The 26,742-nt window shown below is 76.2% G+C and carries 9 protein-coding genes and 1 pseudogene; 2 read left to right on the top strand and 8 right to left on the bottom strand.

Annotated features, from left to right (window positions below; all coding sequences use genetic code 11):
- Positions 1–308: 308 nt before the first annotated feature.
- The 8 genes from Sdia_RS16425 to Sdia_RS16390 all read right to left on the bottom strand — a co-directional run bounded on the left by Sdia_RS16425 (position 309) and on the right by Sdia_RS16390 (position 25,018).
- The gene (locus Sdia_RS16425) at positions 309–11,009 is read right to left on the bottom strand and encodes a non-ribosomal peptide synthetase (protein WP_229831179.1); all 10,701 of its coding nucleotides are present in this window, start codon (positions 11,007–11,009) and stop codon (positions 309–311) included.
- Positions 11,002–18,786, bottom strand: coding sequence for a non-ribosomal peptide synthetase (locus Sdia_RS16420; protein ID WP_164495096.1), 7,785 nt, complete (start codon positions 18,784–18,786; stop codon positions 11,002–11,004). Before Sdia_RS16420 ends, Sdia_RS16425 begins: the two co-directional genes overlap by 8 nt.
- 62 nt (positions 18,787–18,848) lie before the next feature.
- On the bottom strand, positions 18,849–20,648 hold the full coding sequence (locus Sdia_RS16415) for a non-ribosomal peptide synthetase (protein WP_229831176.1): 1,800 nt from the start codon (positions 20,646–20,648) through the stop codon (positions 18,849–18,851).
- A gap of 5 nt (positions 20,649–20,653) precedes the next feature.
- A complete protein-coding gene (locus tag Sdia_RS16410) occupies positions 20,654–21,535 on the bottom strand; it encodes a 3-hydroxyacyl-CoA dehydrogenase family protein (RefSeq protein WP_115069652.1) in 882 nt (293 codons plus the stop codon).
- A complete protein-coding gene (locus Sdia_RS16405; protein ID WP_115069653.1) occupies positions 21,528–22,601 on the bottom strand; it encodes an HAD-IIIC family phosphatase in 1,074 nt (357 codons plus the stop codon). Before Sdia_RS16405 ends, Sdia_RS16410 begins: the two co-directional genes overlap by 8 nt.
- On the bottom strand, positions 22,598–23,761 hold the full coding sequence (locus Sdia_RS16400) for an acyl-CoA dehydrogenase family protein (RefSeq protein WP_203605529.1): 1,164 nt from the start codon (positions 23,759–23,761) through the stop codon (positions 22,598–22,600). Before Sdia_RS16400 ends, Sdia_RS16405 begins: the two co-directional genes overlap by 4 nt.
- The gene (locus Sdia_RS16395; RefSeq protein WP_100457072.1) at positions 23,745–24,017 is read right to left on the bottom strand and encodes an acyl carrier protein; all 273 of its coding nucleotides are present in this window, start codon (positions 24,015–24,017) and stop codon (positions 23,745–23,747) included. The genes Sdia_RS16400 and Sdia_RS16395 overlap by 17 nt, the downstream gene beginning before the upstream one ends.
- Positions 24,014–25,018, bottom strand: a complete 1,005-nt coding sequence (locus Sdia_RS16390) for a beta-ketoacyl-[acyl-carrier-protein] synthase family protein (protein WP_115069689.1) — start codon at positions 25,016–25,018, stop codon at positions 24,014–24,016. Before Sdia_RS16390 ends, Sdia_RS16395 begins: the two co-directional genes overlap by 4 nt.
- Positions 25,019–25,327: 309 nt before the next feature.
- Between Sdia_RS16390 and Sdia_RS16385 the strand changes: the two are divergent.
- Positions 25,328–25,798, top strand: a pseudogene (locus Sdia_RS16385) (TetR/AcrR family transcriptional regulator); the annotation flags it as partial.
- 452 nt (positions 25,799–26,250) lie between these two features.
- The gene (locus Sdia_RS16380) at positions 26,251–26,646 is read left to right on the top strand and encodes a MerR family transcriptional regulator (protein WP_115069654.1); all 396 of its coding nucleotides are present in this window, start codon (positions 26,251–26,253) and stop codon (positions 26,644–26,646) included.
- Positions 26,647–26,742: the final 96 nt, after the last annotated feature.

Raw genomic sequence — 26,742 nt, 5'->3', positions numbered from 1 at the left:
GAACCATCCGACCAGAGGCTTCGCGGGCCCGTTCATCCGCCGGGCGTCGACGTGTCCAGCTCCGCCCTTCGCCTCCTGCCCGGGCTGCCCACGGGCCGGCAGGCCCTCAACCGGTCCCGTGCCAGAACCCCGGCCCTCGTCGAGACCGTCGCCACCTCCGGTCCGGGCGACTCCTCAGCAAGCTCCGGTGCTCGACCACCCGCGTCACGTGCTCCTGCAGGCCGCCTCCTACCCGTGTCCGGCCGGCTCAGGCGGTGGTCGGACGATCTGCCCCGGCGAGCGCCCTCAGCCCTCTCGCGTCCCGCCTCTCAGGGGCCACCGACCAGCTCGCGGAGCTTCGCACGGAGGGTGTCGGCGAGGTGCCGGGCGGTTGCCGGGGCGCAGTGGGCGAGGGAGTGGATGAGCTCGCCGGTGAGGCCGGCGGGGGCGCCCTCGGGGGTGCGGTGGTCGCGGAGCTGGAGGAGCAGGTCCTGGTCGGTGTGGGTGGGAGCCAGGACGCGGGGGGTCACGCCGAGGCCGCCCGGCCAGTCGGTGTCCTCGGGGCGCGGGGGCTCGGTGCGCAGGTAGGAGCAGGCCACGGTGAACAGGCCCCGGCCCCGGTCGGCGCGGTCGCGGTCCAGGTGCTCCAGCACCCGTTCGTAGGGGTGGTCCTGGTGGGCGTGGGCGGCGAGGAGGCTGCGGCGTACCCGGGCGGTCAGTTCCTCGCCGGTGGGCGCGCCGTGGGTGCGGACGCGCAGCACCACGGGGTTGGTGACGCACCCGACGAGGCCGTCCGTGGCCGCGTCGTCCCGGCCGCTCAGGGCCACCACCACCGGCACGTCCTCGCCGGCGCCGAGGTGGCTCAGGGCCGCGGCGAAGGCGGCGTGCAGCACCATGTACGGGCTGCACGCGTGACGGGTGGCGGCCTCCTCCAGGAGGCGGTGCTCCCGTGGCCCCCAGGAGAGGGGCACCTGGCCCGCCCTGCCGTCGTCCTCCCCCGTCGGCGGCTCGCCGGGCAGGGGCAACCGCTCGGGCACGCCGTCCAGTTCGGTCGCCCAGTGGCGGGCGTCGCGCGCGGCGGGGCTGTCGGGGTCCCGTTCGTCGCCTCGGCGCCGGGCCAGCCGCAGGGCGTGGTCGGCGTACTGGGGTGCGGGAGTCCGCCACCGGGGGGCCTCGCCCTTCAGGCGGGCGGTGTAGGCGTGCCGCAGGTCGCCGCGGAGGACGCCCAGGGAGTGTCCGTCGACGGCGACGTGGTGCACCACGAGCAGCAGCAGGTGGCGTTCGGGGCCGGTGCTGAGCAGCCGGGCCCGTAGTGGTGTCCCGGTCAGCAGGTCGAAGCCGCGGGCGAGTTCTGCCTCGACGGCGGCGCGCTCCTCACCGGGGTCCAGCTCCAGGAAGCGCAGGTCGAGTGGGGCCTCGGCCGGGGGCAGGATGCGCTGCTCCGGGCCGTCGGGGCCGTACGGCAGAACGGTGCGCAGGATCTCGTGCCGGGCCACGAGGTCGTCGAGGGACTGTTCCCAGACGGGGCGGTGCAGGGGGCCTGCCAGGTCGAGGGCGAGGGTGGTGAGGTAGGTGGGGCGGTGCTCTCCCAGGTAGTTGGCGGTCCACAGCCGAAGCTGGGCCGGGGAGAGCGGCAGCCGGGCCGGTCGCGCTGGAAAGGGCGCGTCGTCGGAGGCGGGCCCCGGGGTCGCGCCCTCGCCCAGTCGCCGGTCCAGGGCGGCCGGGGTGGGCGCTTCGAAGAGGTCGCGGACAGAGACGGGGAGGCCGAGGGCGTCGCGGACGCGACCGGCCAGCCGGACGGCGCTGAGCGAGTTGCCGCCCAGAGCGAAGAAGTCGTCGTCGGCGCGGGCCGAGGGCAGGTCGAGGGAGGCGGCGAAGGCGGCGGCCAGGACTTCGGCGCGGGGCGTGGGGGCCTCGGTGACCGCTGCGCGTTCCGGGGCGGGCAGGGCGTCCCGGTCGACCTTGCCGGTGGGGCCGAGCGGTGGCTCGGCGACCGGGACCACGGCGGCGGGTACCAGGTGGCGGGGCAGCCGGGCGGCGAGGCGGGTACGCAGGGAGGCGGTGTCCGGGGCGGCGTCGGTGCCCAGGACGTAGGCGACCAGGGAGCGGCCGGCCGCGCCCTCGCCGCGGACGACGATCCAGGCGGCCCTGACCCCGGGTTCTTCGCACAGTGCGGCCTCGATCTCGCCGGGCTCGATCCGGATTCCGTTGACCTTGACCTGCCGGTCGGCGCGGCCGAGGAAGTGCAGGCGGCCCTCCCGGTCCCAGCGGGCCAGGTCTCCGGTGCGGTAGGTGCGGGCGCCGGCCGGGCCGTACGGGTCGGCGACGAAGCGCTCGCAGGTGGCGGCGGGGGCGCCGTGGTAGCCCTCGGCCAGTCCCTCGCCGGACAGGTGGATCTCGCCCGGCACTCCCGGGGGCACCGGGCGCAGGGCGGCGTCGAGGACGGTGACGCGGCACCCCGGCACCGGGGTGCCGAGCGGCAGCGGCGCGGGGTCCGGGCGGCCGGGCGGCACTGCGTGGCCGAGGGAGAAGGTGGTGTTCTCGACCGGGCCGTAGAGGTGGACGACCTTCAGTTCCGGGTGCCGGACGCGGACGCGCTCCACGGACCGGGGTGAGACCACGTCACCGCCGGTGGCCAGCAGGCGCAGTCCCGCGAGGGCGCCGGGATCCTGCTCGGCGAGGACGTCCAGCAGCCCGGAGGTGAGGAAGGCCGCGGTCACGCCGCCGTCCTCCACGGCGCTCCGCAGGGCCGTTCCGTCCAGGTCCCCGGGGGGCGCCACCCGGACCTGACGGCCGGTGAGCAAGGGCGCCCACAGTTCGTAGACCACCGCGTCCCAGGCGTGCGGGGAGTGCAGGAGCACGCAGCGGTGGTCCTCGTCGCACCAGCGCGGGTCGAGGGCGCGGCTGAGTACGGAGCGGTGGGTCAGCCGGACCCCCTTGGGCTCACCGGTGGAGCCGGAGGTGAACACCACGCAGGCGGCGAGGTCCGCCGGGACGTGCCGCCCCGGTGGCACGTCGGGGCGGGCCGCGAGGGTCTCCTCGTCCGGAAGGCGGTCCAGCAGGAGGGCGGCGCCGGTCCTCTCGCGCAGGGCGCGCTGCCGCTCGGGCGGCAGCCCGGAGTGGAGGGGGACGCAGAGGGCGCCCAGTTTGGCCAGGGCCAGGTAGCAGACGGCGACCTCGGGCGAGCGGTCCAGGGCGACGGCGACCGGGGTGCCGACCTGGACCCGGTCGGCCAGGTGGTGGGCGAGCTGGTTGGCGCGGGCCTCCAGCGCACCGTAGGTGAGGGTGCGGGTGCCGTCGGAGAGGGCGGGGCGGTCCGGGTGGGCGGTGGCCCGCGCCTGGAAGACCTGGGCGAGGTGGGACGTGTCCTCCCGCACGGGTGAGGCGGGCCCGCGCCCGGCGGCGAGGACGGCCTTCCGCGCGGGGGCGGCGAGGAGCTGGAGCCGGGCCAGAGGGCGTCGTTCGTCTTCGAGCAGCGCGTGGAAGGCGGCGGTGCAGAGCGCGGCGAGGTCGGCGGGGGTGCCGTAGTGGTCGAGGGCGCCGGGCCTGCTGTAGAGGCGGCACTCGATGCGGCCGGAGCGGGGCAGGACGACGAGGCTGAGGGGGTAGTGGGTTCCGTCGAGGATGCCGGTGTTGGTGACCTCCACGCCGTCCGGCAGCCGGGTGAAGGCCGCCTCGTCCAGGGGGTAGTTCTCGAACACCACCGAGGTGTCGAAGAGACCGGTGGTGCCGGCCGCCTCCTCGACGGCGGTGAGGCCGAGGTGGTGGTGGTCGAGCAGGTCGGCGCGGCGCGCGTGGGTGTGCTCGGCGACCTCCTTGGCGGTCCGGGCCGGATCGAGGCGGACCCGGGCGGGGACCGTGTTCAGCAGCAGGCCGGGAAGGCGTTCCACCCCCGCGACCTCGGGGGGACGCTGGGCGACGGTGACGCCGAAGACGACGTCCTGACGGCCGGTGAGGTGGTTGAGCAGCAGCGCCCAGGCGGACTCCACCAGGGTGTTCAGGGTGACGCCCCAGCGGGCCGCGCGGTCGGTGAGTGCCCGTGCCAGTTCCCCGGACAGCTCGAAACGGTGGCTCAGCGTGGTGGGGGCAGCGGGGGCGTGGCCGGCCACCCGGGTGGGTTCGGCGCCCGCCAGTTCGTGGCGCCACGCCTCGGCGGCTGCCTCCTGGTCACGGGCGGCGAGCCACCGCGCGTACTCCCCGAGGGCGGGAGCGGGTCCGCCGGTGGCGGCGGGGTCGAGCAGTTCACGCAGGACGAGCGGCACGGACCAGCCGTCGAGCAGCAGGTGGTGGTGGGTGAAGACGAGCCGGCACCGTCGCTCGCCGGTACGCAGCAGGGCGAAGCGCAGCAGAGGCGGGCGGCCGGGATCGAAGGGGCGGCGTTCGGCCCGCTCCTCCTCGTCCGTCCGTGCGGCGAGCCGGTCCTGGGGCTCCGAGGTGAGGTCCACGGTGCGCCAGGGCAGGGCGGGTTCGTCCGCGGGGACCAGGAGGAGCGGCCGGCCGGCGTCGGGCGGGAAGCAGCCCGTGAGATGAGGGTGGCGGCGCAGCAGTGCGCGCAGGGCGGTGCGCAGGCGGTGCGGCTCGATGTCGCCGGAGAGGTCCAGGCTCAGCTGCACCAGGTAGGGGTCCTCGCCCGAGCCGGCCGTTCCGGGCCCGGTGCCGGCGCCGTACAGCGCGTGGAAGAGCAGGCCCTGCTGGAGCGGTGCGGCGGGCAGCAGGTCGGCCAGGGGCCCGTACCGCTCCTCCCACGTCTCGACGCGGTCCTGGTCGACCTGTACGAGCGGGAAGTCGGAGGGGGTGGACCGGACCGGGCCGGTGCCGGGGTGGTGGTGGACGAGTTCGGCGAGGGCGGTGTGCCACAGGCCGGCCAGTTCCTCGGCCTGGCTGCCGGTCAGCACGCCGGACGCCCACGTCCATTCGGTGCGCAGCCGGGAGCCGGTGGGGCCGCGTTCGGCGAAGACGTCGAGGGTCAGGGGGTGGGCGAGGGGCTGGCGGGGGTCGGCCTCGCCGCGCAGCGAACCGGGCAGCGGCTGCCAGGGGGCGGGGTCCTCGGTGTCGAAGCGGCCGAGGTAGTTGAAGGCCAGCGGGGCGCGGGCGTCGGGCAGCCGGCCCTCCTGGCGGAGCAGCCCGTGGGTGAGGCCGTCGTGGGGCACCTCGCGCAGCCGCTCCTTGACGTGGGTGACGGCGCGGGCCGACTCCTCGGCCGGTGAGCCGGTGGCGGGCGGCGGGTCCAGCAGCACGGGGTGGAGGGTGGTGAACCAGCCGACCGTGCGGGAGAGGTCGAGGTCGGCCAGACCCGCCAGGTCGGTGCGCCGGCCGTGCCCCTCCAGGTCGACGCGGACCGCAGCGCCCTGCGGGTTACCGCTCCAACGGCGCAGCGCAATGGAGAGGGCGGCGAGCAGGACCTCGGGGACGCGGGCGCGGAAGGCGGCCGGGACGGCCGTCAGCAGCGGCTCGATCCAGGTCTCGTCCCAGGTGGAGCTGAGCCGTCCGGCGCGGGCCACGGTGTCGCACGCCGGGTCGAGCGGGCGGCTGCCGAGGCCGGTGTGGGGGGCGGCGAGGCGGGCGCGCCACCAGGTCTCGTCGGCGCGGACCGCCTCCGACCGGGCGGCCGCGCGCAGGGCGCGGGTCCAGGCGCGCAGCGGGGTCGGTACCGGCGGGAGCGGGGCGTGCTCACCGCGCAGGGCGTGGCGGTGGGCCTGCTCCAGGTCGGGCAGGAGCACCCGCCAGGAGACCCCGTCGACGGCGAGGTGATGGATCACCAGCAGCAGCCGGTCCTCCAGGCCGTGGAACAGCACGGCGCGCACCATGTCGCCGCGGTCCGGGTCGAGGTGGCGGCGGGCGGCGCGCCGCTCCTGCTCGACCAGTTCGTCGCACGCTGCGGGGTCGTCCGCGCCCTCCCGGGCGAGGTCGACGTGGCGCAGGAGTTCACCGGCCGGGACGGTGCCGGGCGGCCGCACCTCCAGCTCCCAGCGGTCGTCCTGGACGGCGGTGCGGCGCAGGCGCAGGGCGTCGTGGTGGTCGACGAGTCGCTGAAGGGCGTCGCGGACGGTCGCGCCGGTGGCGGTGGCGGGCAGCGGCACCACCACGGACTGGGCGAAGCCCCCGGCGTCACCGCCGAGCGAGGCCAGCCACTCGACGACGGGAGTGGGTTCCAGCGGGCCCGGGTCCTGGGAGGGCCGGGCGGGGCCGGGGGTGTCGCGGACGCGCCGCTGCATCGTCCGGGCCAGGGCGCGGGGGCTCTGGTGGGCGAAGACGTCCTTGGGGCCGACCGGCACGCCGGCGGCCTGGGCGCGGGAGGCGAGTTGCACGGCGAGGATGCTGTCGCCGCCGAGCCGGAAGAAGTTGGCGTCGGCGTCGACGGAGTCCCGGCCGAGCAGGGCGGCGGTCAGGGAGCGCAGGAGTTCCTCGGTGGCCGCCTCCCCCGCCCGCGCCTCCTCGCCGGGCGTGGGCGCGGGACGTACGGGGGCGGGAGGCGCGGGGTCGGCGGGGCCGGTGCCGGGGCGCGGGCAGGGGAGGTCGGCGAAGGGCGCCTCCGGCCGGTCGAGAGCGGCCTCCAGGAAGTGGCGTACGGCGTCGAGCAGGGCCTCGGCGGTGCGGCGTTCGAAGCGGTCGGTGGCGTACTCCAGGCAGCCGTGGAACGTGCCGTCGGCCTCCTCGGCGACGTCCCACAGGAGGGGGTACTTGGCCACCGGGCGGCGCTGGGGCAGCTCGGTGGCGCGCAGGCCCGCGAGGCGCAGGGCGGGCCGGGCGCCGGAGCGGTGGTTGAGCATGACCTGGAAGAGCGGATGGCGGCCCGGTTCGCGGGGCGGCCCCAGGGTCTCCACGATCCGGTCGAAGGGGGCGCCGGTGTGGGCGAAGGCGGTCAGGTCCGCCGCGCGGGCCCGGTCCACGACGGTGGCGAATCCGGGGCGGCCGGTCAGGTCCAGGCGGAGCGGGAGGGCCTGGGCGAAGTAGCCGGCCAGGGGTTCCAGCGCGGGGTCCTCGCGCCCGGCGGTGACCGTGCCGACGACCACGTCCGTGCCCGCGCCCCACCGGCTGAGCGCGCAGGCGAGGGCGGCGTGCAGCGCCATGAACGTGGTGGCGCCGCGGGCGGCGGCCAGTTCCTTGAGACGGGTGCCGAGCCGGGGCCCCCAGTCGAAGTCGACGGCGTCGCCCGGATGTCCGGCGTCGGGCCGGCCGGGCCGGTCGGCGGGGAGCGGGGTTTCGGCGGGCGCGCCGCGCAGGGCCTCGCGCCAGTGGGCGAGTTCGCGGGCCAGGGGGCTGCCGGGATCGTCGGGGGCGCCGAGGCGGGCACGCTGCCAGAGGGTGAAGTCGGCGTACTGCAGGGGCAGGGGCGGCCAGGTGGGGGGCTCGCCTCGCCGCCGGCTCTCGTAGGCGGTGGCCAGGTCCCGGGTGAGGGGACCGATGCTCTGCTGGTCGGCGGCGATGTGGTGGAGGACGACGAGCAGGGTGTGCTCGTGTGAGGAGCGGCGCAGGAGGGTGATGCGCCAGGGCGGGGCGGCGGCCAGGTCGAAGGGCCGCCGCAGGGCGGCCTCGTAGGCGTCGTCGTGCGCGCCCTGCCCCTCGGCCTGCGGGACGACGGTCAGCGGGTCCGGAGCCTCGGCCTCCGGGAGGACGTGCTGCCGGGGCCCGTCGCCATCGTGCGGGAAGGTAGTGCGCAGGATCTCGTGGCGCTGTTGCACGTCGCGCGCGGCGGCGCGCAGCGCCTCGGTGTCCAGTGGGCCTTCCAGCCGCGCTGCCAGCGGGACGTGGTAGGCGTGACCGGCCTCCTCCAGGCGGTGCAGGAACCACAGGCCCCGCTGGGCGTGGGAGACGGGGACGAGCCCGGGGCGGGGCACGGGGCCGGGCCGCGCGTCCGCCGTGCCGTCCGCCTCCCCGAGACGGACGGCCAGCCCGGCCACCGTCGGCCAGGTGAAGACGTCCCGGACGCCGAGGTCGCGGGAGAGCACGGCGCGGACCCGGCCCACCAGCCGTCCGGCGAGCAGCGAGTCTCCGCCGAGCGTGAAGAAACTCCGGTCCACGCCGACCTGGTCCGGCTCGCGCCCCAGCACCTCGGCGAAGAGGTCGCGCAGCGCGGTCTCGGCGGCGTTCCGGGGGGCGCGGACCTCGCCGGGCACCTGGTGGCCGGCGGTCCGCAGGGCGCGCCGGTCCAGCTTGCCGTTGGGGGTGAGCGGGAGGGCGTCCAGGGTGGTCCAGACCGAGGGGAGCAGATGGGCGGGGAGCACGGCGGCGGCCCGTTCGGGGGCGAGCGCCGCGCTGTCGGCGTCGGCCACCAGATGGGCGGCCAGGCGCCGGTCCCCCGGCCCGTACTCGGTCAGCAGGACGGTCGCGTCGCGGACGCCCGGCAGCGCGACGAGGGCGGCCTCGACCTCCGCGGGCTCCACCCGGTGGCCGCGCACCTTGACCTGCCGGTCGGCGCGCCCCACGTACTCCAGGGCGCCGCCGGGCAGCCGCCGGGCCAGGTCGCCGCTGCGGTACGCGCGGCTTCCCGGCGGCCCGTCGGGGTCGGGGACGAACCGTCCGGCGGTGAGGGCCGGCCGGTGCCAGTAGCCGTCGGCGACGCCGGGGCCCGAGACGTACATCTCGCCCGGCACGCCGTCGGGGACGGGACGCAGGGCGGCGTCGAGGAGGCGTACCCGCAGGTCGGGCAGGGGGCTGCCGATGACGCCCCCGGCCGGGCCGGAGGGGGCGGCGGCCGGGTCGACCGGGTGGTGGGTGACGTGCACGGTGGTCTCGGTGATCCCGTACATGTTGACCAGGCGGGGAGCCGGGCCGGGGTGGCGGGCCAGCCAGGTGGCCAGCCGCCAGGGTTCGAGCGGCTCACCTCCGAAGACCACGTACCGCAGCGAGAGCCGGTCGCCGACGGCCGGGTGCTCCGCCTCGGCCTCCGCGAGCTGTCCGAAGGCCGAGGGCGTCTGGTTCAGGACGGTGACGCGCTGCTCGGCCAGCAGTTCCAGCAAGTCGTGCGGCGAGCGCGCCACGTCCTCGGGGACGATCACCAGGCGGCCGCCGTGCAGCAGGGCGCCCCACAGCTCCCAGACCGAGAAGTCGAAGGCGTAGGAGTGGAAGAGGGTCCACACGTCGTCGGGCCCGAAGGTGAAGTGGCGGGCGGCGGCGGACAGGAGCCGGGTGACGTTGTGGTGGGTGACCACCACGCCCTTGGGGGTGCCGGTGGAGCCCGAGGTGTGGATCAGGTAGGCGGGAGAGCCGGGCGTCGGACGGCGCGGCGCCACCCCGGCAGGGCCTTCGGCGTCGGGACCGGTGAGGGTGCCCTGGCGCGGGTCGAGGGTCAGCGAGGGGACTTCGTCCTCGGCCGGCAGCGGGATCACGTCGGCGCCGGGGTGGACGAGGGTGAGGACGGGCTCGGCGTCGGCGAGGGTGGCGCGCAGGCGTTCGGCCGGGTGGGCCGGGTCCAGCGGCACGTAGGCGGCGCCCGCCTTGAGGACGGCGAGGAGGGCGACGACCAGGCCGGCGGAGCGGGGCAGGGAGACCGCGACCCGGTCGCCGGGGCCCACTCCGCGCGCGGCGAGGTGGCGGGCCAGTGCCTCGGCCCGCGCGTCGAGCCGGGCGTAGGTCAGCCGGTCGCGCCCCGCCACCACGGCGACGGCGTCCGGGCGGGCGGCGGCCACGGTGGCGAACAGGCCGGTGAGCGTGGCCGGTTCCGCCTCGCGCCCGGCCTCGGGCTCGGCGGGTACGGGCGGTCGTGCGGGACGAGGAGCGCCGACCCGGCCCTGGGGAGTGGCGGGGTCGGCGTCGGCGAGGGCCAGAGTGAGGTCGACGAGGCGGTCGAGCTGGGCGCGGGCGGCCGGGGCGGTGCAGAGTGCCTCGGGGACTCCGAGGTCGATCCGGACCTGGGGGGCGCCGTTGTCGTGGACGCCGAGGGCCAGGTGGTCGCCGCGTCCCGGAGTGACCTGGTGGACGACGGCCGGGGTGCCGGCGAAGGACAGGCCGCGTTCCGTGGTCATGGCGTTGAGGACGGGGCCCACCAGGGGCCGGCCGTCGCGGACCGCGCCCTGGTCGCGCAGCATGTCCTCGAAGCGGTACCGCTGGTGGCGCAGGACACCGAGGGTGTTGGCCCAGGCGGTGGCGACCAGTTCCGCGAGTGGCGCGGCCGGGTCCACGGCCGCGTGGAGCGGCACGACGTTGGCGGCGGTGCCCAGCGCCTGGCGGGCCGCCCGGCCGGTGCGCCCGGGGACGCTCAGGCCGAGGACGGTCTGCCGCTGCCCGGTGTCGGCGTGCACGGCGAGGGCGGTGGCGGCGGCGAACAGGGCGGGCCAGCGCACGTCGTGGCGGGCGGCCGCGGTGGTCAGGGTGTGCCAGCGGTCGGCCGGCAGCCACCGGACGTGGCTGACGTGGCCGGTGGCGCCCGCCGGTGCCCCTCCGGTGGCCAGTTGCGGCGCCTCGTCCCGGCCGGCCAGTCGCCCGGCCCACCATGCGGCGTCCTGGCCGAAGCGTGCGGAACTCCGGTAGGCGGTGTCGCGCTCCACCATGGCGTCGAGGGTGTCGAAGAGCGCGGGGCCGCCGGCCGGCGGCGGGCCGGCGGTGCCGGTCGCCCACGCGGTGTAGGTGGCGGCCACCCGTCGGATGAGGTTCGCGGCGGCCGTGCCGTCGCAGATGAGGTGGTGCATCCGGATGGCCCACAGGTACGCGTCGTCGGCGACACGCAGCAGGTGGTGGTCGAAGAGGGGCGCCCGCGAGAGGTCGTACGGGCGCAGGCTGTTCTCCTCGATCAGCCGCAGCGCCTCCTCGTGCGGTTGCTCGGCCGCGCGCAGGTCGAGCAGGCGGACCTCCCAGTCGTCGAGGGGCTCCAGGAACTGGACCGGACCGTCGTCCCGGTCGGCGAAGCGCACCCTGAGCGTCTCGCTGCCCGCCACGACGGTACGGACCGCGCGGGCGAACAGCTCCTCGTCGACGGGGCCGTGGAGGTGGACGTACTGGGAGCCCACGTAGCGCAGGCCGGTGGGGTCCAGGACGCCGCTGTACCAGATGCCCGACTGCGCGGCGGTCAGCGGCCGGCTCCGGTCAGCCATGGTCGCCCTCCTTCTCCCCGGGGCCGCCCGGCTCCAGGACGCGGGCGATGCCGGCCAGCGAGGCGGGGCAGGCCAGGTCGCCGTGGGTGTGTTCGCTGGTGTGGACGTCGACGCGCCCGCTGACGTACGGATGCCATCCCGCCGGGTCAGGCGAGAGGGCGCCGGGCCCCTCGTCGGGCCGGGCCCGTACGAGGAGGACGTCGCCCGTGTACCGTCCGGGCCGGTGGGTCCGCGCCAGCCGCAGGTTGTTGTCGTACGCCCCGCCCATGGCGACCAGGTGGCGCTCGGAGATGTCGGAGAGCAGGCTGTCGCCGTCCCGGACGATGCCGAGGAACCGCGCGTCGTCCAGCTCGTCGTCGCGCAGGCCGGGCGGGCGTACCCCGGCGAAGTCCAGCAGGGCGCCGTACATCTGCCGTGCCCCGGCGCCCTCGGGAGCCGGGGGCAGTTCGTCCAGGTCGGCGAGGACGTGGGAGTCCAGCAGGATCAGGCGCTCCACCCGCTCCCCGGCACGCTGGAGTTCGCAGGCCATGGCGTGCGCGACCAGGCCGCCGAAGGACCAGCCGAGCAACTGGTACGGGCCGTGCGGCCGCCGGGCGCGGATCTCGGCCACGTAGTCGGCGGCCATGTCCTCGACGGAGCCGTGGAGCCGGTCCGCGCCGTTCAGCCCGCGGTCCTGGAGGGCGTACACGGGCCGGTCCGCGTCGAGGTGGTGGGTGAGCGCCGAGTACATCCAGCCGACGCCGCCCGCCGGGTGGACGCAGAACAGCGGGGTCTCCCCGCCCTTCTCACGCAGCGGCAGCAGGGTGTCGAAGGCCGGGTGCGCGTCCTCGCCCCCGATCAGGGCGGCCACCCGGGGGCCGGCGGGCGTGGGGGCGGCGGCACCGGTCCCGGTGAGCCGGCCGACCGGGGTGTCCGGATCGGCCAGCAGGGTGCGCAGGACGGTGAGGACGCCGTCCAGCAGGACGCGGGACCGCCCCGGGGCGGCCGCGCCGGTGCGGTGGAGGAGGTTGACGTCGGTGCCGCCGTCGCGGGGCAGCACCATCAGGGAGAGCGGGTGGTGGCCGGCCGACTCCGTGGTGGCGTCCTCCACGCGCAGCCCTGGCAGGTTCCGTGCCGCCTCGGGATCGGCCGGCGGGAAGTTCTCGAACACCACGGCCGTGTCGAACAGCGCCTCGACGCCGAGCCTGTCGGTCACAGCGGCCAGGTCCGCGTGGCGGTGCGGCATCATGCGGGCCTGTTCGCCCTGGACGCGGCGGAGCAGGGCGGCGAGCGTCTCCTCCGGTCGCAGCCGCACCCGGACCGGGAAGGTGTTGATGAGGAAACCGACGATCGACTCGACCCCCGGTACCTGTGGGGAGCGGCCGGAGGTGATCGCCCCGAACACCACGTCGTGGCGACCGGTGCGCTCGGCGAGGACCAGGGCCCAGCAGCACTGGAGGACGGTGTTGGCGGTGACCCCGAGGGCGGCGGCGGTGGCCGTGAGGCGGCCGGTCTCCTCCGGGCCGAGGCGGTGGGTGGTCCGGCCGGGCCAGCCGTCGGCCGCCGGGGCCCCGGGGGCCAGCAGGGTGGGTTCGGCGCCTGCGAGGTGGTCGTCCCAGGCGGTCATGGCCTGTTCGCGGTCGAGGCCGCCGAGCCAGGCCAGGTGGTCGCCGAAGGGCACGGCGTCCGGCAGCACGTCGCCCCGGTAGAGCGCCAGCAGTTCCGGAAGCAGCAGTTGGTTGGACCACCCGTCGAGGAGCAGGTGGTGGCCGACGATCCTTAGCTGGAACCGGTCGGGGGCCTGCCGCACCAGGGTGAAGCGGAGGAGCGGGGGGTCCTCGGGGTCGAGGCGGGTGGCGCGTTCCTCGGCGGTCAGCTCCGCCAGGCGCGTGTCACGGGCCTCGGGGGTCAGGGCCCGCAGGTCGAGCTCTTCCAGGGTCAAGGGGCGGTCGCACAGCACCTGTACCGGAGGCCCGGCGGGCTGCCGGACGAACGCGGCGCACAGGTTGGGGTGGCGGCGGCCCAGTTCGCGGACGGCCCGGCGCAGCGCGGGCACGTCCAGTTCCCCGGAGAGGTCGAGCACCAGCCGCATGACGGAGCCCGCACCCGGCCCGCCGGAGAGCAGCCCGGCCTGGAGCGGGGTGAGCGGCAGCACGCCCCGGTGGCCGGGGTACGCCGTGTCGAGAGGGCCGCGCGCGCCGGTGGCGGACACGGGGGCGGGGTCGGTGGAACGGGGTGTGGACTGGCCGCCGAGGCGGGTGGCGAGTCCGGCGGGGGTGGGGTGGACGAAGACGTCCTCCGTCGACAGGGCGAGGCCGCGGCGGCGGGCCGCGCGGACCAGCCGGATGGAGCGGATGCTGTCGCCGCCGAGCGCGAAGAAGCTGTCGTCGGGGCCGGCCGAGGGCCGGCCCAGCACCTCGGCGAAGACCTCGCACAGCACGGCGACGGGGTCGGTGGCCTCGGCGGGCGGCGGGCCCTGCGGCCGTTCCCCGGCCCTCGCGCGCCGGCCCAGCTCCCGCCGGTCGGTCTTGCCGTGGGCGGTGACGGGCAGCAGGTCCACCACCTCGAAGGTCGCGGGGACCAGCGGCGCGGGGAGTGCGCGGGCCAGCGCCTCCCGGGCGGCCCCGGTGTCCGGCCGCGCCCCGGGGCCGGGCTGGAGGAAGGCGGCGAGTGTGTGGTCCCCGAGGTCCTGGCCCTCGTCCGCCGGTACGGCCACGACGGCGGCCGCGGCCACCCCCGGCACGGCCCGCAGCAGGGCCTCCAGTTCGCCGGGCTCCACCCGGTGCCCGCGCACCTTCACCTGGTCGTCGGTCCGGCCCCGGTAGGTGAGCACGCCGTCGCGGTCCTGGGAGGCCATGTCCCCGGTCCGGTACATGCGGCTGCCGTCGGCCGCGAACGGGTCGGGCACGAAGCGGTCGGCGGTCTGCCCGGGACGGCCGGCGTACCCGCGGGCCAGTCCGTCGCCCGCGACGTACAGCTCCCCCACCGTGCCCGGCGGGACCGGGCGCAGGTCCGGGTCGAGGACGTGGCAGCGGGTGCCGTCGACGGGAGTGCCGATCGGCGGGTCGCCCTCGGCGCCGGGGTCGCAGCGCCAGGCGGTGGCGTAGACGGTGCACTCGGTGGGGCCGTAGGCGTTCCAGACGGTGGCGCCGGGGTGGCGGCGGTGGATGTCGCGCACCAGGTCGCCGGGGACCCGCTCGCCGCACAGCACGTACTGGCCGGCGCGTTCGTCGACCCACTCGGCCTGCCGCACCCGGCGGTAGACGGAGGGGACGGCGACGAGGAGGGAACCGGACCAGTCCTGCCGCTCGGTCAGCGCGAGCAGGTTGCGGACCAGGTCGACGGTGCCGCCGCAGGCCAGCGTGGCGAGGAGTTCCAGCACCGAGATGTCGAAGCCGGCCGACGCGGCGGCGAGCGTCCGGGAGAAGGCGCCCGGCCCCAGCGCCCGCCGGGACCAGGCGACGAAGCCGAGCACGTTGCGGTGGGTGACGACGACGCCCTTCGGCCGTCCGGTGGAGCCGGAGGTGTAGCAGACGTACGCGGCGTTGCCGCCGCCCGCGGGACGGTGGTGCGGGGCCTGTCCGCCGGCGGCGGGCTCGGGGGCGTCCACCAGGACGGCGTCGGGCGCTTGGGCCGGGAGCAGGCCGGCCAGGGCGACGGTGGTCACCACGTGCGCCGGGCGGCTGTCGGTGAGCAGGAAACGGGCCCGCTCCGGCGGCAGTCCGGGGTCGACGGCGACGTAACAGGCGCCGGACTTGAGTACGCCGAGCATCGCGACGGCCAGTTCGACGCTCCGGTCGGTCCAGAGCGCGACGACGGACTCGGCGCCGGCGCCGCGGGCCCGCAGTTCGCCGGCCAGCCGTTCGGCGCGCCGGTCCAGCTCCCGGTAGGTCAGCCGGTCCTCGCCCGCGCGGACCGCGACCGCGTCGGGGGTGGTCCGCGCCCACGACTCGATCGCCTCGTGCACGACGGCCGCCGTTCCGAACGGTGCTCCCGCGGGCACGGGCTCGGTCGCGGGCGGCCCGGCCGGGGCGAGCAGTGCGGTCAGCGGGGTGTCGCGGCGGCCGTCCGCGACGGCGCGCAGCACGGTGAGGTAGTCGTCGGTCAGCGCGGCGGCGGTCCGCCCGGTGAACAGCTCGGTGCTGTACTCCAGGCAGGCCGTCATCGCCTCGTCGCCCTCGCGGTCCTGGGTGACGAGGGTGAGGTCGAACTTGGCGGTACCCGGCGGCAGTCCGCTGAACAGGTTCTCCTGGGTGCGGACGGTGTCGAAGAAGTCGGTGCGGGCCTCGCCCACGTGCTGCACGCGCGGCAGCTCCTGGTGCACGAAGAACACGTCGAACAGTGGTGTCCTGCTCAGGTCACGCTCCCCCACCAGCGCGTTGACCACCCGGTCGAAGGGCACCTCCTGGTGCTCCAGAGCCTCCGCGACGACGCCGCGCACCTGCTTCAGCAGGTCGCCGAAGGAGGCGGCGGCGCCGAGGTCGGCGCGCAGCGCGACGGTGCTGTTGAAGAAGCCGATCAGGTCGCGGAGTTCGGGGCGGGTGCGGCCGGTGGTGGGGCTGCCCACGACCAGGTCGCGCTGCCCGCTGTGCCGGGCGAGGAGCAGGTAGAGGCAGGTGAGCAGCACCGTGAAGAGGGTGGCGGACTCCTCCGCGGCGATCCGGCGCAGCCGGCCGATCAGCTCGGCCGGGACGGTGAAGGGGTGCAGCTGTCCGCTGTGGTCCTTGCGCGCGGGGCGGGGGTGGTCGGTGGGCATCCGCAGCGGCTCGACGCCCGTCAGCCGCCGCTTCCAGTACTCCAGTTCGCCGTCGAGGGCGGCGCTCCGCACGAGCTGCCGCTGCCAGTGCGCCCAGTCGCGGTACTGGACCGGCAGCGGGTCGAGCCGGTGCGGGCGGCCCTCCCGCCGGGCCGCGTACAGCTCCGGGAGCTCCCGTTCGAAGATCCGGGGCGAGCCGCCGTCGTTGACGGCGTGGTGCATGGTCACGTGGACCACGTGCTCCTGCGGACCGGTGCGGATGACCTCCAGCCGCACCAGCGGGTCCCGGGCCACGTCGAAGCGGTGCGCGGCGGCGAGGCGGACCCGTTCGCGGGCGGCGGCGACCGGGTCGGGGGCGTCGCTGACATCGGTGAAGTGGAAGAACTCCGCGCCCAGTTCGCGCCGGATGCGCAGACCGGGTACGCCGTCGTCGTCGACGAGGTTGGAGCGCAGCACCTCGTGCCGCTCCGCCAAGTCCTCCCACATGCCCCGGACGGCGGCGATGTCCAGCTCCCCGCTGATCATGCTGACCATCGGGAGGTTGTAGAGGGTGGTGGCGGGATCGAGCTGGTGGTGGAACCACATGCGTTCCTGCCCGAAGGACAGCACGCGGGCGTCGGTGGGCACCACCGGCGGGACGGCGGGCCTGTGGGCCGAGGAGAGCGAGTCGATGAACCGGGCGAGGTCGGCGACGCGCGGGTACTCGTAGGTGTCGATGAGCTTGAGGCGGTGCCCGAAGCGCTCGCCGACCCGCTGGACGAGCTGCATGGCGACGATCGAGTTGCCGCCGAGGGCGAAGTAGTCGGCCTCGGGGGTCACGGGGGTCCCGGCGCCGAGGAGTTCCTCCAGGGCCGCGCAGAGCCACCCGGTGGTGTCCTCGGTACGGGTGGGGCGGTCGGCCTCCACGGGCGCCGGGAGGGCGGCGGGCACGGCCGCACGCGGCTCGGGGGCCGCGGGCGCGGCGGGCACGGGAGCGGGCAGGGGCGCGGGGGCGGCGGCCGGGGCGGCCCAGCAGCGGATGCCGAGGACGGGGTGGCCGGGGAGCCGGTGACGGCGGGGCGGCCTGGCGGCTCCGGCCGGGGTGAGGGCCCGCCAGTCGAGGTCGACGCCGCGCCGGTAGAGGTCGGCCAGGACGCCCGGCAGCCCGTGGCGGGGGTCCGGGGCGATCAGCTCGACGGCGCCCTTCTCCTCCGCGGCGGGCTGCGCCAGGGCCCGGTCGGTCTCGGTCACGGGGCCGGTGGCCACGCAGAGCACCGTCCGGCGCCGGCTCCGCAACCTGGCCAGCTGGTCGGCGCCCCGGTCGGGCCGCGTACCGGCGTCCCCCTCGCGGCCGAGCACGGCGGCGGGCCGTACGCCGGCGCGGCGCAGCCCGTCCGCCAGCTCGGTGGCCGCCCGGCCCCCGGCGTCGGGCAGCAGCACGACGCGCGGGGCTCCCCCGGCGTCGGCGCGGGGCTCCTCCTGGGCCAGCCAGGTGGCCTCGGCGGCCAGCCGCACCGCCAGGTCCTCGGTGTCCCGGGCCCGTACGGCGACGCGGTGGGCGTAGTGGTCGCGCCCCTCGTTGAGGGTGAAGGCCACGTCGTCCAGCGGCAGGTGCCCGTCACGCAGGGCCGAGGAGAGCCGGACGCAGAGCAGGGCCAGCGCCTCCGGGGTGCGTGCCGAGACACCCACGAGGCGCGGAGGGTCCTTCGGCGCCGGGTCCGCCGGCTTTCCGGGGCCGTCCTCGGCGGGTGCGCGCTGGACCACGCAGTGGGCGTTGACGCCACCGAGGCTGAACGAGCTGACACCGGCGAGGCGGACCGGGTCCGCCCAGGGCCGGGCGGCGCGCAGGATCTCCACGCCGAGGCCGGCGGGGTCGGTGCCGCCGGTCGCGCTGCGGAAGTGGACCGTCGGGTACAGCTCGCCGTGCCGCACGCTGAGGAGGGCCCTGACCAGGCCGGCGACCCCCGCCGCGTGGTCCAGGTGTCCGATGTTGGCCTTGACCGAACCGATCGGCAGCGGGGTGGTCCGGGTGCCGAACACCGCCGCCAGGCCCTCCAGTTCGACCGCGTCGCCGAGGGGGGTGCCGGAGCCGTGGCCCTCCAGGTATCCGGCGTCGGCGGGGTCCGCCCCGGCACGTTCCCAGGCCGCGCGGATGGTCCGGCTCTGCACGGTGGCGCTGGGCGAGCTGATGGTGGCGACGGCCCCGCCGTTGTGCAGCACCGCGCTGCCACGCAGCACCGCGTGGACCGGGGCGCCGTCGGCCCGGGCCTGGGCGACGGTGGTGAGCAGCAGCACGGCGCCGCCCTCACCGGGCACGGCGCCGTCCGCGTCCGTGTCGTAGGCGCGGCACCGCCCGCTGCCGGAGACCAGTTCGGGCATGGCCTCGGCCTCCTGGGCCGGCAGGCCGCCCGGGCGCAGGCTCACCCCGCCGGCCAGGGCGTACCGGGCGTCGCCGGAGGTGAGTTCGCGGCAGGCGTGGTGGATCGCGGTCAGCGAGCTGTTGCAGCCGGTGTCCACGGCGTAGCAGGGTCCGGTCAGGCCGAGGACGTGGGCGACGCGGGCCGGGGCGCCGAACGTCATGTTGCCGAGCGCGCTGAGTGTCCCCGGGTCACCCGCCGCGGCCCGGTAGGAGGAGGGCGAGGTGGCGAGGACGACGGCGGTGCCCGCGTCGGCGAGGTGGCGGGTGGCGTAACCGGCGTCCTCCACGGCCTGGTGGGCGAGGAGCAGGGCGAGCCGCTGCTGGGGGTCCATCAGGCCGGCCTCGCGACGGGAGAGCCGGAACAGGCCGTGGTCGAAGGTGTGGATGTCCCGCAGGTGGCCCATGGGCAGGTGGGCCGTGGCCGGGTCGAGGCCGGTCGCCTCGGCGCGGCCCTCGGGGAGCGGGCCGACGCTGTCGCGCCCGGCCAGGAGGTTCGCGCGGAACTCCGCGAGGTCGTCGGCGTCGGGGAACCTCAGCGCCAGTCCCACCACGGCCACGGCGTCGTCGGGGACCGCCGCGCCGCCGGGTGCGGCGTCGTCCGTCCGTCCGGTCCGCCGCGCTGTCGCGTCACCGTTGTCCCGCACTGTCTCCCCCGTTGTCCGGCCCACCGGTGGTGGGGTTCGCCGTGGTGCGGTGCCGGGCCGGCTCACCGCGATGCCGGGCGGGCGCCCGCCGCCCGCAGGGCCCGTGCCTGGTCCGCCACACGGTCCAGGTCGAAGAGCTGGCCCACGCGGAGCGCGCCGGGCCAGCGCTGTTCCAGGCAGAGGTGCAGCTCGACCACGCTGCGGGAGTTGCCCCCGGCGTCGAAGAAGCTGTCCTCGGGCCCGAAGTCGTCGTGCCGCAGGACCTTCGCCCACAGCGCCGCGAGTTCCTGGCTCAGGGCGTCCGCCGTGTCGTCGGCGCCGTCCGGGCCGCCGCCCTCCGCCGGGAGCAGCCGTGTCAGGGCGGCCTCGTCGACCTTGCCGGAGGCGGCCAGCGGCATCGAGCCGAGGAGGACGAACTCCTCCGGCACGGAGCCGGCCTCCAGTTCCTGCCGGCAGTGGGCGAGGAGTTCGCGCGGGCCGGGCAGCGCCACCGCGTCCGGTGCGGCGGTCCAGAAGGCGGTCAGCCGCAGGCCGCCGTCGCCCGGCACTCCCTGCACGCTGGCCTGGCCGACGGCGGGGTGCCGCTCCAGGACGGCCTCGACCCCGTGCCGCTCCACCCGGATGCCGCGCACCTTGAGCTGGCCGTCGGCCCGCCCGGCGAAGACGATCTCGCCGTCCTTCCGGGCGCGCACGAGGTCCCCGGTGCGGTACATGCGGGCGCCGGGCAGCGGGGAGAACGGGTCGGCGACGAACCGGGCGCCCGTCGCCGCCGGCCTCCGGGCGTAGCCGCGGGTGACCTGCGGCCCGCCGACGTACAGCTCGCCGAGGGCATCGGGGGCGGCGGGCCGCAGCCGTTCGTCCAGCACATGGACGGTGGTGGCGCCCCGGGGGCGCCCGACGGGCACCGTTCCCGAGGAGGCGTCGGGCACGGTGTGGGCGAGGACCGCGACGGTGGTCTCGGTGGGGCCGTACTCGTTGCGGAGCCCGGTGCCGGGGAGCTGGGCGCGGTGCTGGGCGACCAGCGGCTCGGGCACCACCTCACCGGCGAGGACGACCTGCCGCAGGTGGGCCTCGGCGCCCGGGAGGTGCGGCAGCATCAGCCGGTAGTAGGAGGGCGGGCAGACGGCGCGGGTGACACGCCACCGCCGCACCAGCTCCGCGCAGGCGCGGGCGTCGGGGAGGGCGGCGTGGTCCGGCAGCACGGCGGTACCGCCGTCGCACAGTGCGGGGAAGGTGAGGAGGAGGGCGCCGTCCCAGGCGAACCGGCAGGCCGAGAAGACCGTGCCGAACGGCCCGTCGTCGCGGTCCGCGACCAGCGCGGACAGGTTGTCGCGCCCGACGACGACCGCCTTGGGCTCACCGCTGGAGCCGGAGGTGGTGACGACGTACGCGGGGGCGCCGTCGGGTGCCGGGGTCCAGGTGCCGTCGTCCGGCGGTGCGGCGCGCCGGTGCTCGGCGAGGTCGAGCACCGGCAGCGGGTACGGGGCCTCGGCGGCCAGCCGCTCGACCGCCTGCCGGGCGTCCGGGTCGGCGGCAGCGTCCCAGACCAGCGCGCCGCACTCCAGGTCCCGGGGCAGTGCGGCGAGCCGTTCGGCGGGGTGGCCGGGTTCGGTGACGCACCAGGCGGCCCCGGCGCGGAGCGCGGCGATCATGCCGGTCAGGGTGTGGACGCTCTGCCGCAGGTGGAGCAGGACGGTCTGCCCCGGCCGGACGCCGAGGGCGCGCAGCCGGGCGGCCAGTGCGCCGCTGGCGGTGTCCAGTTCCCCGTGGCCGAGGGTCTCGGGGCCGACCACCACGGCGGTCCGCTCGGGGTGGCTGCCCAGGGCGGCGCGCAGGCGCTCGGCGACGTCGGGGGCGCTCACGGCGGTCACCGGGTTCCGTAGGTGTGGAAGCCGCGGCCGCTCTTGCGGCCGCGGTGTCCGCGCTCGACGAGGCCGCGGAGGAGGGCGGTGGGTTCGAAGCGGGGATCGCCGGTGGTCTCCCGCAGGACGACGAGCGAGTCCAGCACGGTGTCCAGGCCGATCAGGTCGGCGGTGCGCAGGGGTCCCATGGCGTGTCCGAAGCAGTCGGTGAAGAGGAGGTCCACCGTCTCGGCGTCGGCGGTGCCCTCCTCGACCCGGGCGGCGGCGTCGTTGATCATCGGCATGAGGACCCGGTTGGAGACGAACCCGGGACTGTCGCGCACCAGATGGGCCCGTTTCCCGATGGCGTCGAGCAGCGCGAGGACGGTGGCGAGGCTCTCCTCGGAGGTGCGCGGCCCGCGGACCACCTCGACCGCGTCCTTGAGGTGCGCGGGGTTCATGAAGTGGGTGGCGAGCACGCGGTCCGGGCGTCCGGTGTGCCCGGCCAGGATCTCGACGGGAATGGCGGAGGTGCACGAGGCGAGGACGGTGTCCGGGCCGCAGGCGGCGTCGAGGGTGCGCAGGATGCGTTCCTTGACGTCCATCCGCTCCGGGCCGCATTCCACCACCAGCGCGGCGTCGGCGAGTGCGTCCGGCGCGGTCTCCCACCGCACCCGGGCGGCGACCTCGGCGGGCGGGTCGCCGGGCGCGGGCCGGCGCAGCAGCCGGGCGGCCCGGAGGCCGTCCCGCAGCCGGCGTTCCCCGGCGGCCGTCGCCGCCGGGTCGGGGTCGTGGAGGGTGACCGGGTGCCCGGCCTCGGCGAAGCACTGTGCGACGCCGACGCCCATCGTCCCCGCGCCGACCACCCCGATCGGCGTGGTCGTCGGGGGGCGGCTGCCGCTACTCATCAGGACCTCCGGTCGGGGTGAGGAGCCGTACGTGGCCGGGTACGGCGGGGGGCGGGGCGTCGGCCGGGAACTCCAGCAGCAGGGGCTCGCCCGGCGTCGGCCGGGTGGCGTCGCCGGGCGGCCGGAATCCGGCGAAGCGCAGGTTGACGAGCATCGCCCGGTTGACGTCCGTGGGGACGAACTCGGCCTGGGGGCGCCGTCCTTCGGCGAGAGCCTGGCGCACCACGTGTCCGATGAGGGCCGGGCCGATACCGCGGGACATGACCCGGCAGGAGAGCAGCAGCAGCCGCAGCACGGTCCGGTCGGCCTCGTTCTCGGTGACCACCAGCCCGACGGTCCCGTACGAGCCGTGCACGTCCTCCAGCCCGGCGACCGTCACCCGGTGGTGCGGAGAGCGGCTGAGCTGCCGCAGCTCCGCCAGGTCGTAGGTGCGGCCGGTGGTGTTGAGCTGGTGGGTGCGGACCGTCAGTTCGTGGGCCCGCGCGAAGTCGGCCTCGGTGGCCTCCCGGACCGTCAGCTCCAGTCGCAGGGAGGCGAGGAACTCCCCGGGCGCTCCCTCGTACGTCTCCTCGGCCCGCTTGCGGCCCAGCTCGGCGCGGTACATCTCGCGGCGCCTGCGGGACTCCTCGGTGAGGTGGCGGGGGCGGAACTCCGGCAGCGAGAGGAAGCTGGGCACCGCCTCCGGCTCGTAGCACCGTACGCGGGGGTGGGCGGCGGCCACCTCGGCCCGCTCCACCGGGTCGTTGTCGACGAAGGCGAGGCTGTCGACGCCGATGCCCAGCGCCTCGGCGACCCGCCGCACCGAGGCGGATTTGGCGCCCCAGCCGATCTCCACCGCCGTGAACAGCTCGGCCAGGCCCAGCCTGGCGAGGTGGGCGGTGGCGGTGGCGTGGTCGCCGCGGCTCGCCACCGCGTGCAGTACGCCGCGTTCGTCGAGGGCGCGCAGGGTGTGCAGGGTGGCCTCGGCGGGGCGGGGGTCGTCGCCCTCCAGCAGGGTGCCGGACCAGAGGGTGTCGTCGAGGTCCCACACCAGGCACTTGACCGTTGCCGGGGCGTCCGCCGTCATGCCGTCGCTCCGTCCGGCCGGGGCGCGGGGACGCCGTGGTCGCGGAAGAGGCGGTCGGCGATGTGTGTCTCGGCCACGTGCTGTGCTCCTTCGATGATCTCCATCACCTTGGCGTCGCGGAACAGCCGCCCCGCCCTGCTGTCGGGCGCGCAGCCGGCGGACCCGAGGATCTGCACGGCGTCCCGGGTGACGGCCGCGGCCGCGTCGGCGGCGGCGTACTTGGCGAGGACGGTCTCGTGCACGGCGCGCCCCGGCTCGTGGGTACGGGCGCGGGCCGCGCGCCGGCACAGTTCCCGCGCCCCGGTGGCGGCCACCGCCGACCGGGCCAGGACGGCGCGCACCGACTGGTGGGCGCTGAGCGGCGTGCCGCCCTGGAGGCGGGTGCCGGCATGGGTGACGGCGTCGTGCAGGGCGGCCTCCGCCATGCCCACACAGCCCCAGGCGACGGTGTGGCGGCCGTGGTCCAGCACGGTGGCGGCGACATGGGAGAGCCCGAGGCCGACCGGCGCGACGAGGTGGTCGCGGGGCACCCGTACCGCGTCGAACTCCAGGTGGGCGATGCGCGCGGCCCGCATCCCGAGCTGCCCGGTGACGGCCTCCCGGCGCACCCCCGGCAGCCCGGTCTCCACCAGGACGGCGGCCAGGCCACCGGGTGCCCGGCCCAGCACCAGGACGAGGTCGGCGAGCTGACCGCAGGTCACCCATCTCTTGCGGCCGCTCACCACGAGGTCGTCACCGTCCTCCTCGACGGTGGTGGCCACGTGGGCGAGAGCGCTGCCGGCGTCCTGCTCGGTGGCGGCGAAGGCGGCGACCAGTTCCCCGGAGGCGAGCCGGGGCAGCCACGTCCGGCGCTGGCCGGCGGTGCCCCAGCGGCGCAGCCCGGCGGCGACCATGCCCTGCACGGTGACCAGTCCGCGGACCGCGCCGCACACGCCGCCCAGCGTCGCGCAGACCTCGCCCAGCTCCTGCTGCCCGGCCCCCGCGCCGCCGTACTCCGCCGGGACGTCGGGGGCGAGGAGTCCGGCGCGGGCCAGGTCGCCGGCCACTTCCCCGGGCAGCCCCTCGGAGCGGTCCCACGCGGCCGCCGGCAGGAGCCAGCGCGCGGCGAGTTCCCGGGCGGCGCGCACCGGCTCCGGCACGGCCTCAGGCGGACGTGTCATCGCCCGCGCCCAGTCCGGCGGGGTGGCCCTGCTTGGCCTGGACGAAGCGGGTGATCCGCTCGGCGGTGCGGAAGCTGTCCAGGTCGAGGTCCTCCACCTCGACGGTGACCGCGAACCGCTCCTCGACGAAGGTGACCAGCTCCAGCGCGAACAGGGAGTCGGCCAGTCCGAGGGCGAAGTAGTCGTCGTCCGGAGCGACGGGACGGCGCAGCGCCTGGGTGAGGAACTCGGTGACCTGCCCGGTGATCTCGTTCACGCCGTCGTCTCCTGGGATTTCTGGCGGGACGGGGCGTTCCCGTCCCGCTCGGGGCCTATGCGGACCAGCAGCAGGCTCCAGGCCGCCACCGGGCTCACGTTGATCAGCACGGCGTGATCGCCGTCGGCGAGCCGACCGGTCTGAAGGGCCGACGAGAGGTTGAGGAAGACGTCGTTGGGGCCGAGGTGCCCGAGGGTGCGGAGGTTCTCCCGGCAGTCCGGGAGCAGCGTCAGGTCCAGGGCCTCCTCGGTGAAGGTGAGGCCGCCGGCGGAGAGGTTCTGGCTCACGAAGCCGCGTACGTCCGCGCGGACCAGGCCGTTGCGCCGCAGCAGCCGGTCGAGCAGGGCCCGCAGCCGGTTGCGGGTCTCCACGGCGAGCCGGAAGGAGTAGGCGGGCTGGTCCGTGCACTCCTCGCGCCACCGCGACGGGTGCCGGCCCCGGTAGTCGACGTGGAAGAGGTCCCAGTACCGCCCGTCGGTCTCCTGGACCTGGTCCACGATCGTGACCTTCCCCCGCCGTCCGAGCAGCAGGGCCTGTCCGCCGTCCCCGTTGACGGTGACCGGGTGGCGGTACCGGTGCTCGGAGACGGGCTTGCTGCCGTGGGCGACCAGGACCGGCCCCAGCTCCGGGTCGGCGGCCAGCAGTCCCCTCGCTGTGAGGAGCGCCGGGGTCACGGAGACGCAGCCCAGTCCGCCCACGGTGAAGGTGAGCGCGTGGGTCGCGCCCAGACGGGCCTGCAGCAGGGTCGCCTCGGAGCTGAGCAGCGTCCGCGGTGCCCGTTGCTCGACCACCAGCAGCGCGCCCAGCTCCTCGGCGGAGATCCCGGCCTCCGCCAGGGCCCGCCGGGCGGCGCGCTCGGCCAGGGTGGTCGCGTCGGCGTCGTCCACCCCGACCGTCTCGATGCCCAACTGCGCGCACACGGCGCGTTGTTCTTCCGGCAGGTCGAGGATCGAGGGCAGCTCCGCCAACTTCGTCCTGGCCGGCGGCAGGAAGGAGCCCACCGCCCGGACCGCGAGCGGTGCGGTCGGCCTGCGTGCACCGGAATGGGTCACTGGCTCTCCCCGGTGAGGCGGCTGGGTCCGGCGTCATTCCAACGGGAGGGACGAGGCCGGGGGAAGGCTGTTTAGCCAGGGCTGAACCACGACGGACGTCCGCCTTCGCGCGCACCACGGACCCGGATGGGCCGGCTCCCGCGGGAGTTGCTCACGGCTGCCCGGGAGGCACAGGGCATCCGCGCGGCGGGGGGGGCGGCGCGGGCCACCGGAGGCGGGCGGAGACGAGACGCCGGGTGGTGGCCGTCCGGCGGGCGAATGTTCGGCAGCAAGGGCGGCCTGGTGGCGGCCCTGGTCACCGACCGCCTGCGGCCGCACCAGGAAGAGATCGAGCAGGCGGTACCCGCGGAACTGGCTCTCCTGGAAGCGGTGGGAGCCTTCGCCCGCCACTACCGGCGCAGCTGTGACGCCCCGGCCGCGACCTCCGCCCTGTCGTTGCAGATCACCCTGCTGGACATGGCCCTCCACGGCCCCGAACTCCGGTCCCGACTGGCCGCGACCGTCCAGACGCAGGAGAGGCACCTGATCGCGTGGTTCACCGGCCGATCGCACAACGGGCAGATCGTGGCACCCCATCAGGCACAGCGTCTGGTCACCGCGCTCAGGGCGCTGTTCGTCGGTCTCGCGCAGGGCGTCACCCTGGGCCTCGCCCCCGAGGCCGACGAGCGGTTCTTCGCCGACACCGCGTGCGCCCTGGCGTCCAGCGCGGCCCTCCTCGATCAGGACGCCGACGCGTCCGGTTGTTCGCGCCCCGCTGGTACAGGGCTCTGGTCAGGTCTCGCCGGCCCCCTGGCGGCATCGAGAGCAGAACGGGCCTCCCCGGCCGCGGAGGTCGGGACGGCCTCGCGCTGCTCCGACCCGCGATCTGCCGCTGAGGACCATCACGATCGTCACCGGACCCGAGCCGAAGGGCTCCCGGCCCATCGCCCGGCCTCCTTCCGTCCGAGCCGCCCGTAGGGGGTTTCCCGTTCCGCTCCGGCGCGTACCGCCCGGTGCGGCTGCTCAAGATCCGTCTCGTCACAAACGATGAGCTGGGCCTCTTCCGTCAGGGCGACGGATGCCCTGCCGGCGCTCAGTCCCGGACTCCGGCGAGGACGCCACCGCTGACGTGAGAGTGACCGGGAGCCCCCATGACTCGACGGCCCTCCGCATCTGGAGCTCGCGGGCGTAGGCTCCCGGGGATGCGGATAGGCGAGTTGTCCAAGCGCACGGGCGCGAGTCCGCGCTCACTGCGGTACTACGAAGAGCAGGGCCTGCTGACCAGCTCACGCTCCGACGCGGGGCAGCGTCACTACTCCGATGCCGCGGTCCAGCGCGTGTCACTCATCCGACAGCTGTTCGACGCGGGCATGTCCAGCAGAGTGATCGCGACCGTGCTGCCGTGCGTGGACATCCCAGGTGACCTGGGCATCGCCGAGGAGACGTTCACGGCGATGATGCGCGAGCGTGACCGGATCGACGCCGACATCGCGCGTCTGACCGAGACCCGGGAGGCACTCGACGTCCTGATCAGAACCAACAGCCGGCACCGTGCGGAGCTGTCCACGGCCGCGAGACCGGTGACACAGTCGACCTGACGCTGTGACCTGCGTCTCTTCCCCTTGCCCCTCACATCGATGTCAGCGGTGAGGATGCACCTGTGCCCGGAAACACCGGGCCGGTCACACGAGAGG

This window comes from Streptomyces diastaticus subsp. diastaticus, assembly GCF_011170125.1.
Taxonomy (GTDB): domain Bacteria; phylum Actinomycetota; class Actinomycetes; order Streptomycetales; family Streptomycetaceae; genus Streptomyces; species Streptomyces diastaticus.
Note: the sequence above shows the minus strand (reverse complement) of the source record. Positions and strands in the feature narration are given on the sequence as shown.